The sequence below is a fragment of the Streptococcus pluranimalium genome (genome assembly GCF_047785745.1).
Classification (GTDB): domain Bacteria; phylum Bacillota; class Bacilli; order Lactobacillales; family Streptococcaceae; genus Streptococcus; species Streptococcus pluranimalium_B.
The window spans coordinates 1-553 of sequence record NZ_JBLOJT010000237.1 but is presented as its reverse complement, the minus strand read 5'-3'; the positions used below and the strand labels follow the sequence as shown (position 1 = coordinate 553).

General features: G+C 35.4%; 1 protein-coding gene. It reads right to left on the bottom strand.

Features of this window, described 5'->3' with window-relative positions:
* Positions 1-43: 43 nt before the first annotated feature.
* Positions 44-553 (bottom strand): ISAs1 family transposase (locus ACMZ6U_RS10690; RefSeq protein ID WP_416108381.1); only part of this gene is annotated, 510 nt, incomplete at its 5' end.

Genomic DNA, 553 nt, shown 5'->3' with positions numbered 1-553 from the left:
GACATCAATTTTGAAAAGGTAGCTTTTTAAATCAATCATCTGCTTAGCCTCTTTCTCCAAATAATTGGACTAAATAATCTTCCAAATGGACAGAAATATACCGTTGTTTGCGACGATAACTGAGATCTTTTTTAGGAAATATCATCACCTTTAGAAAATATAAGCACATTTTTCGGATAAGATTTAGATTAAAAGCCGCTCTTTTATCCAATGTCTGATGATGATCTTCACGATAAACAACATCCAATAACCAGTGCATACTTTCTACAGTCCAATGACCTCGTACACTATTGGCAAATGTGAGGACATCTGGCTTAAAGCTAAAAATAAAATAACGATTCTCTTGACTCAGCTGGCCATCCTTATCAATTGTGTTACGAGTCATCCCAATACCACGTAATTTATGCCATTTAGGGTGATTTTGACACAACCACTTGATATCTGAAGATACCCAGTATTCTCTAACCTCAATCTGCCCCCTAGCTTTTTCAACAGTCTGATAATACTGTCCCTTTTCTTGTAGTTCTTCCAATAAGTTGACATCACTAAAATA